The organism is Bifidobacterium vansinderenii, assembly GCF_002234915.1.
Lineage (GTDB): Bacteria > Actinomycetota > Actinomycetes > Actinomycetales > Bifidobacteriaceae > Galliscardovia > Galliscardovia vansinderenii.
In genome coordinates this window covers 1-8652 of record NZ_NEWD01000058.1, presented here as the reverse complement: position 1 = coordinate 8652, position 8652 = coordinate 1, and the positions used below count along the sequence as shown (strand labels likewise).

Below are 8652 nucleotides of genomic sequence, written 5' to 3'. Positions count from 1 at the left end.
TGTCTAGACTAGAGATAGACGTGATTTCATGCTTTTGCGACACGCCGAGCGAAGCTTGTGTTTTCAACGGTTTTGCTCTGTTTTGCTGTGCCCGGGTTGCGGGCCGGTGGGTTCTTGTGTATGTTTATCTTTTGCTGCCCGGCACGGATGGTTCAGGTTGTGGTCTGAGTCGCTTGCCTGTGTGGTGGTGGTTTGAGAACTCAAGAGCGTGTTTTGTACTACTAAGTTTTGATTGCCAGTCCGGCCATGGCTCCCGTTTGTGGAGTGTCCCGAGAGGGGCTGTGATTGTGGTCGGGTTTTTTGGAAGGATTGTGCGAGCATTGGCCGGGGTTTCCTGGTTGGTGTTTTGTCTGTCTTTTTCTTTTCTTTTTTTCGAGTCATGTTTTTTGGCTCTTCATGAAGGTTTTTTTGTGGAGGGTTTGATTCTGGCTCAGGACGAACGCTGGCGGCGTGCTTAACACATGCAAGTCGAACGGGATCCTGCCAGCTTGCTGGCGGGTGAGAGTGGCGAACGGGTGAGTAATGCGTGACCAACCTGCCCCGTACTCCGGAATAGCTCCTGGAAACGGGTGGTAATGCCGGATGCTCCGCGCCTCTGCATGGGGGTGTGGGAAAGGGTTTTACTGGTATGGGATGGGGTCGCGTCCTATCAGCTTGATGGTGGGGTAATGGCCCACCATGGCTTCGACGGGTAGCCGGCCTGAGAGGGCGACCGGCCACATTGGGACTGAGATACGGCCCAGACTCCTACGGGAGGCAGCAGTGGGGAATATTGCACAATGGGCGAAAGCCTGATGCAGCGACGCCGCGTGCGGGATGACGGCCTTCGGGTTGTAAACCGCTTTTGATTGGGAGCAAGCGAGAGTGAGTGTACCTTTCGAATAAGCGCCGGCTAACTACGTGCCAGCAGCCGCGGTAATACGTAGGGCGCAAGCGTTGTCCGGAATTATTGGGCGTAAAGGGCTCGTAGGCGGCTCGTCGCGTCCGGTGTGAAAGTCCATCGCTTAACGGTGGATCTGCGCCGGGTACGGGCGGGCTGGAGTGCGGTAGGGGAGACTGGAATTCCCGGTGTAACGGTGGAATGTGTAGATATCGGGAGGAACACCAATGGCGAAGGCAGGTCTCTGGGCCGTTACTGACGCTGAGGAGCGAAAGCGTGGGGAGCGAACAGGATTAGATACCCTGGTAGTCCACGCCGTAAACGGTGGACGCTGGATGTGGGGCCCATTCCACGGGTTCCGTGTCGGAGCTAACGCGTTAAGCGTCCCGCCTGGGGAGTACGGCCGCAAGGCTAAAACTCAAAGAAATTGACGGGGGCCCGCACAAGCGGCGGAGCATGCGGATTAATTCGATGCAACGCGAAGAACCTTACCTGGGCTTGACATGTTCCCGACCGCCGCAGAGATGTGGCTTCCCTTCGGGGCGGGTTCACAGGTGGTGCATGGTCGTCGTCAGCTCGTGTCGTGAGATGTTGGGTTAAGTCCCGCAACGAGCGCAACCCTCGCCCCGTGTTGCCAGCGGATTATGCCGGGAACTCACGGGGGACCGCCGGGGTTAACTCGGAGGAAGGTGGGGATGACGTCAGATCATCATGCCCCTTACGTCCAGGGCTTCACGCATGCTACAATGGCCGGTACAGCGGGATGCGATGGTGCGAGCCGGAGCGGATCCCTGAAAACCGGTCTCAGTTCGGATCGGAGCCTGCAACTCGGCTCCGTGAAGGTGGAGTCGCTAGTAATCGCGGATCAGCAACGCCGCGGTGAATGCGTTCCCGGGCCTTGTACACACCGCCCGTCAAGTCATGAAAGTGGGCAGCACCCGAAGCCGGTGGCCTAACCCGCAAGGGATGGAGCCGTCTAAGGTGAGGCTCGTGATTGGGACTAAGTCGTAACAAGGTAGCCGTACCGGAAGGTGCGGCTGGATCACCTCCTTTCTACGGAGATTCTTGTGAAAATCGGCCGCCTGTCGTGGTGGTCGTCCGTGCCCCGCGCCCGTGGGATGTTCCCTCGGGTAGGCAAGATGGGGCGTGCTGGTGTGGTTACGGTCGATTCTTGGGAGTATGGGACGCGCTGTTGGGTTCCCGGACCGCGACCCCAGGGGTTTTCCCTGGTGGGTGGTTTCGGGTCCTCGGCCGGTCGGGTCGGCATTCCCGTGTGGGGTGTTGTCCTGCTGGTTGTGGGGTGGTTGTTTGAGAACTGGATAGTGGACGCGAGCAGGTCATGTCGCCTTCGGGTGGTGTGGCTTGCTGTGATTTTTCGTCGGGCCATGTGGTTTTTTCATGTGGCTCGGTCGATCGTTTTGTGATCATTTGTGTGATGATGTGTTGTCCGGATGTTCGCTGGGTTCTTCGGGCGCATGCAATGCTTGTGTGTTGCGTGTTGTCTTGAAGGGCGTATGGTGGATGCCTTGGCACACGGGACCGATGAAGGACGTGGGGGGCCGCGATAGGCCTCGGGGAGCCGCCGACCAGGCTTTGATCCGAGGGTGTCCGAATGGGGAAACCCGGCAGTCGTTGTGGGCTGTCACCGCATTCGTGCGGGGGGTACGCAGGGAAGTGAAACATCTCAGTACCTGCAGGAAAGGATATTCCGTGAGTAGTGGCGAGCGAAAGCGGATGATGGCTAAACCGTGTTCGTGTGATACCCGTCGGGGGTTGCGTTCGCGGTGTCGTGGGAAGCGTTGTCCGGGTGCCGACGAGCCCGGCGGCGGTGATAAAGTCAGGAGTCAGGCGAACGGGATTGAATTCCCGGCCGTAGAGGGTGATGGCCCCGTAGCCGGCAGCTCCTGGCCCGTCGATATGTTCTCCCAAGTAGCGCGGGACTCGTGGAATCCCGCGTGAATCCGTCCAGACCGTTGGATAAGCCTGAATATTCCCGTGTGACCGATAGCGTACGAGTACCGTGAGGGAAAGGTGAAAAGTACCCCGGGAGGGGAGTGAAATAGTATCTGAAACCATGCGCTTACAAACCGTCGGAGCCCTGAGGGGTGACGGCGTGCCTATCGAAAAATGAGTCTGCGAGTCAGTGGTGCGTGGCGAGCGTAAGCCGTGTGGCGTACGCGTAGCGAAGGCGAGTCTTAAAAGGCGTTTGAGTCGCGTGCCCTGGACCCGAAGCGGGATGATCTAGCCCTGAGCAGGTTGAAGCGCGGGTAAGACCGCGTGGAGGACCGGACCCACCTAGGTTGAAAACTGGGGGGATGACTTGGGGTTAGGGGTGAAAGGCCAATCAAATTCCGTGATAGCTGGTTCTCTCCGAAATGCATTTAGGTGCAGCGTCGGTTGATTGCTTCCAGGGGGTAGAGCTACTGGATGCTTGCGGGCCCGTATAGGGTACCAACAGCAGCCAAACTCCGAATACCTGTGAAGTGTATTCCGGCAGTGACCCGGCGGGGGATAAGCTTCGTCGTGGAGAGGGAGACAGCCCAGATCGTCGTCTAAGGTCCCGAAGCGCGTGCTAAGTGGGAAAGGATGTGGGGTCGCATAGACAGCCAGGAGGTTGGCTCAGAAGCAGCCATCCTTGAAAGAGTGCGTAACAGCTCACTGGTCTAGTGGTCCTGCGCCGACAATGTAGCGGGGCTCAAGCACGCCACCGAAGACGCGGCAGTGACTTCGTGTCACTGGGTAGGAGAGCGTCCTGTATGGGGTGAAGCCGCGGCGTAAGCCTGTGGTGGACCGTATGGGAGTGAGAATGCAGACATGAGTAGCGAGACGGGGGTGACAATCCCCCGCGCCGGATGACCAAGGGTTCCAGGGCCACGTTCATCGTCCCTGGGTGAGTCGGGTCCTAAGGCGAGGCCGACAGGCGTAGTCGAATGGATGAACGGGTTGATATTCCCGTACCGGCGGCGGACCGACAGGTCCGAGGCGGCGAGTACTAACCTCGTCTTCCCTCTGATGCCTCCTTCGGGTGGCGGATGGGGGTCGGCGTTGGGACCGTAGCCGTAGTAGGAGAGCGCAGGAGTGACGCAGGAGGGTAGCCGGCCGCGGAGGTGGTTTTCCGTGGTCAAGCGTGTGGCCAGCATCCCAGGCAAATCCGGGGTGCGTGTATGGTGAGGCGTGATGATGGGGGGTCTTCGACCCCGAATCCGGTGATCCCATGCTGCCGAGAAAAGCTTCGGCGTGAGGGCCGTTGCCGCCCGTACCCGAAACCGACACTGGTGGTCAGGCAGAGAATGCCAAGGCGATCGAGCGAATCCTGGTCAAGGAACTCGGCAAATTGCTCCCGTTCCTTCGGTTTAAGGGAGACCCCCGGTGGTGATCCTCCTTGCGAGGGGAGCCGTTGGGGGTGGCACAGGCCAGGGGGTAGCGACTGTTTACCAAAAACACAGGTGCATGCGAAGGCGCAAGCCGCTGTATATGCACTGACGCCTGCCCGGTGCCGGAAGGTTAAGAGGATCCGTCAGCTTAGGCGAAGCGGTGAATTCAAGCCCCGGTAAACGGCGGTGGTAACTATAACCATCCTAAGGTAGCGAAATTCCTTGTCGGGTAAGTTCCGACCTGCACGAATGGCGTAACGACTTCCCCACTGTCTCGACCAGGAGCTCGGCGAAATTGCAGTACGAGTAAAGATGCTCGTTAAGCGCAGAAGGACGAAAAGACCCCGGGACCTTTACTATACCTTGGTATTGTCGTTAGGTGTGGACTGTGTAGCATAGGCGGGAGGCTTCGAAGCATGGGCGCCAGCCCGTGTGGAGCCGTCGTTGAAATACCGCTCTGTCTTCATCTGGCGTCTAACCTCGACCAGTCATCCTGGTCAGGGACAGTGCCTGGCGGGTAGTTTAACTGGGGCGGTTGCCTCCCAAAGAGTAACGGAGGCGCTCAAAGGTCCGCTCAGCCCGGTTGGCAATCGGGTGTCGAGTGCAATCGCACAAGCGGGCTTGACTGTGAGACCGACGGGTCGAGCAGGGACGAAAGTCGGAGATAGTGATCCGGTGCCGGCGCACGGGCGCGGCATCGCTCAACGGATAAAAGGTACCCCGGGGATAACAGGCTGATCATTCCCAAGAGTCCATATCGACGGGATGGTTTGGCACCTCGATGTCGGCTCGTCGCATCCTGGGGCTGGAGCAGGTCCCAAGGGTTCGGCTGTTCGCCGATTAAAGCGGCACGCGAGCTGGGTTCAGAACGTCGTGAGACAGTTTGGTCTCTATCCTCTGCGCTCGTTGGAATGTTGAGGAGCCCTGCCCATAGTACGAGAGGACCTGGGTGGACGAACCTCTGGTATGCCAGTTGTCCCGCCAGGGGCACGGCTGGTTGGCTACGTTCGGATGGGATAACCGCTGAAAGCATCTAAGCGGGAAGCCCTCTCCAAGATAAGCATTCCGTCACGCGTTAGCGTGTGTAGTCCCCATGGAGAACACGTGGTTGATAGGCCGGACGTGGAAGCCCCGCGAGGGGTGGAGCTGACCGGTACTAACGGACGAGCGACAACACAACCCAACACCGTTGGGTTCCCGGAACGGATCCACGCGACCGTTCGGATGACACGGAGCACATATCGTTCACACTGCGATCGACAACGAGAATCACAACCGCGTCCGCTAGCCGGTTCCCAAACCATCACCCGAGCACCGGGATGATCCCGGTGACAATTCCAAGTTTTGCGGCGGTCATGGCCCAGGGGAGACGCCCGGCATCCATTCCGAACCCGGAAGCTAAGACCTGGCACGGCGATGGTACTGCACTCGACAGGGTGTGGGAGAGTAGCACACCACCGCAATCACACGTTAGAGAAGACCTCTTGGTAGAGAGCATATACTCCACCAAGAGGTCTTTTTCGTATATCCGGGGTTATAGGCCAAATTGTGTGTCTGGTGGTCTAGTCGTTTGACTGCCATTCGACGCGGGTGTGGAAGTCGTTCCAGTCGATGCCGGTGCCGTATCTCATGGGGATGCCGAAGGTCTCGTATAGGCCTTGGGGGCTTTGCTCCCATGCTCTCTTGTAGAGGTCCTCGAGCTGTTGGTCGGTGATGGCGTTGGCCGCGAGCCACGCGTCCGTCTCGGGATGCTCGGTGTGCTGGTGGCACCACCAGCAGATCGCCTTCAGCTGCCTGATCAGCCTCAATCCCGGCCTATAGGAACAAAAGTGTTGCTTTAGCCTTCGGTTTCTAGTCGGTTTGGTTCCATTCGGTGTGGGTGTGGAACTCGTTCCAGTCGACGCCTGTGCCGTATTGCGGAGATCCGTCGTCGCCGCTGTCATCCGGTCGTGCCGCCCGGCGCAGGGGTTTCCAGTGTTCGGGCCTGATCAGCGATTTGGGATCCGGGGAACCGCTTTTCATGTAGCACACCCATTCGCAGGCGCGTCTCATGTGCTCCTCGGGCAGTCCGTGGTGGTCGAGGAGCACGTGCTTGAGCGGCGAGTTGACGCCGCCCTCGAGACGGTTCGTGGTGCGCGCCACGGGGCCTGCGGCGGTCAGCGATGGCTCGAGGAACGCGAACAGTTTGCCCTCGCGGAACAGCTTCTCCAACCGCCGGTAGCAGCGGCGGACCTCCTGATGCGTCCACCACCACTCCTGTTTGGAGGCCTTCGGGTTGTCGGGATCGTCCTTCGCGAGGGTGCGTTCGTCGATGAAGTCCCTCCAACGCAGGTGCCATGCGTTGAGCGCCTCGCCCCATTTGGCCGCCTGCTCGGCGTCATGCACCTTGGTGAGCCGGTCGGAGAGCTTCTTGAGTTCCCTGCCCGCCTCGAGCCTGGGTTTCGAGGTCAGGTCGGCCCTCGTGTTGCGCTGCACGTGCACCAGGCAGCGCTGGATCCGCGTGGACGGCCATACGGCGTTGCAGGCCGTCTCCGCGCCGCGCAGCCCGTCCGTGACCAGCACGTCGGGCGAGGGGATGCGCGAGAACAGCGCAACGTAGGCCGCCTTCGACTCATGCGGGCACCACTGGGAACCCAGCACCTCGCCGCTTTCGCCGTCGACCGCCGTGATCAGGCACCAGCCGTGGCTCATGTACGTGCCGTCCGCCATCACCGTGTGATGCTTCACCGTGCACGGGGGAATCTCGGGCCGGATGTTCCAGCACCACGCTGTCCGCTTGCGCAATGCCCGCGCATCGCCGTGCGCGTCGCATGAGGACTGGGACGCGCGGCCGAGCAGCCAGCCGAGGAACGCGTCGAGCTGCCTGCCACGTTCCGCGTCCTGCTGACGCATGACCCCGGTCAGCGAACACGCGACGCACATCCACCGCTGGGTTCCCGCCCTCGTCCTGCCGTTCCGCTTCATCGCCGACCCGCACACGGGGCATTTCTTCGCCTTGCTGGATTTCGTCCTCATGCATCCAGCCCACCAGAGGAACGCCCCTATTTTTTCACGCGGAAAAATAACACCCCGACACGCCTACTGCCGTAAGGCCAAACCCGGAACATAAGCAACACTCTTGTTCCTATAGCCCTCAATCCCCGGTGATGGCGCAGCATGTCGCGCAGACGCGCGTTCCATGATTCGATGAGATTGTTCGTGGACGGCACCGGGCCGTCGGCCGTGAGCCCCTCGTCGAGGAACGTGAACAGCCGGCCCTCGCGGATGCGACGGCGGATCATGCGACGCGCCTTGACGAGCCGCTGGTGCATGTCGTTCACGCTGCCGTCCGCGTGCCGGCTCTTCTCGTCGAGGAAGGCGGCGAAGTCCCGCTCCCATTGGTTGTAGGAGACGAGCCATGCGGCGGCGGAGTCCTTGTCCCTGACGCGCGCCAACGCCACGGCGATCGCGCGCAGTCGTCTGCCCGCCTCCAGACGGGGCCTCATGCCGGTCAGTTCCATGATGTTGGCCTGCACGTGGAACAGGCAGCGCTGGATCCTCGTGTCGGGCCATATCGTCTTCGCGGCCTTGAGGATGCCGCCTCCCCCGTCGCATACGAGCACGTCCGGCGGCGCGATCCTGCCCATCAGGCACTGCCATGAGGCCGCCCGCTCGCTCCTGGCGATATGCCAGCCGATCACATACCCGTCGGCCACGGCGATCAGCACCACCGCATCCCGGTGCAGGTGGATGCCGTCCACATGCACCACGCGGTGGACCTCGTCCACCAGCGGCACCGGGGGCCACAGGCTCCACATGAGCCCGCACCTGCGACGAAGCGTACGGGCCGGCAGACGGTGCTCGGCCTGCGACTGTTTCGAGAACAGCCAATCCAAACCGGACCGCAGATCACGGGCACCGTTGTCACGTGACTGAGTGTGTGAACTGCCGCATTCCGCGTTCCGGCACCGCCACCTGATCCGTCCCGCGCTCGTCCTTCCATTCCGCTTCATCGACTCGCCGCACACGGCGCAACTGGGTGTGTTCATCCACCCAATCTGCCACGCCAACTCAAAAGCCGCTCAACCCTTGTTCCACAAGGCCTTACGACCTATTCCAGACACACATTCCGGCCGACCTCAAGTTCCCCGCCCACACAACTCAAACAAGAGAAACACCAATCATCCCAAGGCCTGACAAGCCAAAACAGACACACATTCTGGCCTATAACCCTATATCCGCGCTTTTTCCCATATATTCAGGCACTCTCTCGATTTATCGTCGTGGCCGATGGGCTTGTCTGACGAGGAGGGTCCATTCGACCACATTGTCTGTTGGCTCTGGACTCTCTGGACCAACCCCGGTTTTCTTGATGGCAAAGATGCTGATCAACAAGGAGGCCTGGTATGAATCGTGATG

Annotated in this window: 1 protein-coding gene, 3 rRNA genes and 2 pseudogenes; 3 read left to right on the top strand and 3 right to left on the bottom strand. The window is 60.3% G+C overall.

What is annotated here, in order from left to right; translation table 11 throughout:
- Window positions 1-407 precede the first annotated feature (407 nt).
- From Tam10B_RS12755 to rrf, 3 genes are all read left to right on the top strand, one after another.
- A 16S ribosomal RNA gene (locus Tam10B_RS12755) occupies window positions 408-1933 on the top strand.
- A 441-nt stretch (window positions 1934-2374) separates the two neighbouring features.
- A 23S ribosomal RNA gene (locus Tam10B_RS12750) occupies window positions 2375-5434 on the top strand.
- Between the two features lie 165 nt (window positions 5435-5599).
- Window positions 5600-5717, top strand: a 5S ribosomal RNA gene (rrf, locus tag Tam10B_RS12745).
- The 16S, 23S and 5S rRNA genes sit together here, the layout of an rRNA operon.
- Before the next feature lie 99 nt (window positions 5718-5816).
- On the opposite strand, the pseudogene Tam10B_RS12740 reads toward rrf, so the two are convergent.
- The 3 genes and pseudogenes from Tam10B_RS12740 to Tam10B_RS12730 form a co-directional block, all read right to left on the bottom strand.
- A pseudogene (locus Tam10B_RS12740) lies at window positions 5817-6065 on the bottom strand (IS256 family transposase); the annotation flags it as partial.
- Between the two features lie 40 nt (window positions 6066-6105).
- The gene (locus tag Tam10B_RS12735) at window positions 6106-7269 is read right to left on the bottom strand and encodes an IS1249 family transposase (RefSeq protein ID WP_093961600.1); all 1164 of its coding nucleotides are present in this window, start codon (window positions 7267-7269) and stop codon (window positions 6106-6108) included.
- Between the two features lie 110 nt (window positions 7270-7379).
- Window positions 7380-8282 (bottom strand): annotated as a pseudogene (locus tag Tam10B_RS12730) (IS1249 family transposase); the annotation flags it as partial.
- Window positions 8283-8652 lie beyond the last annotated feature (370 nt).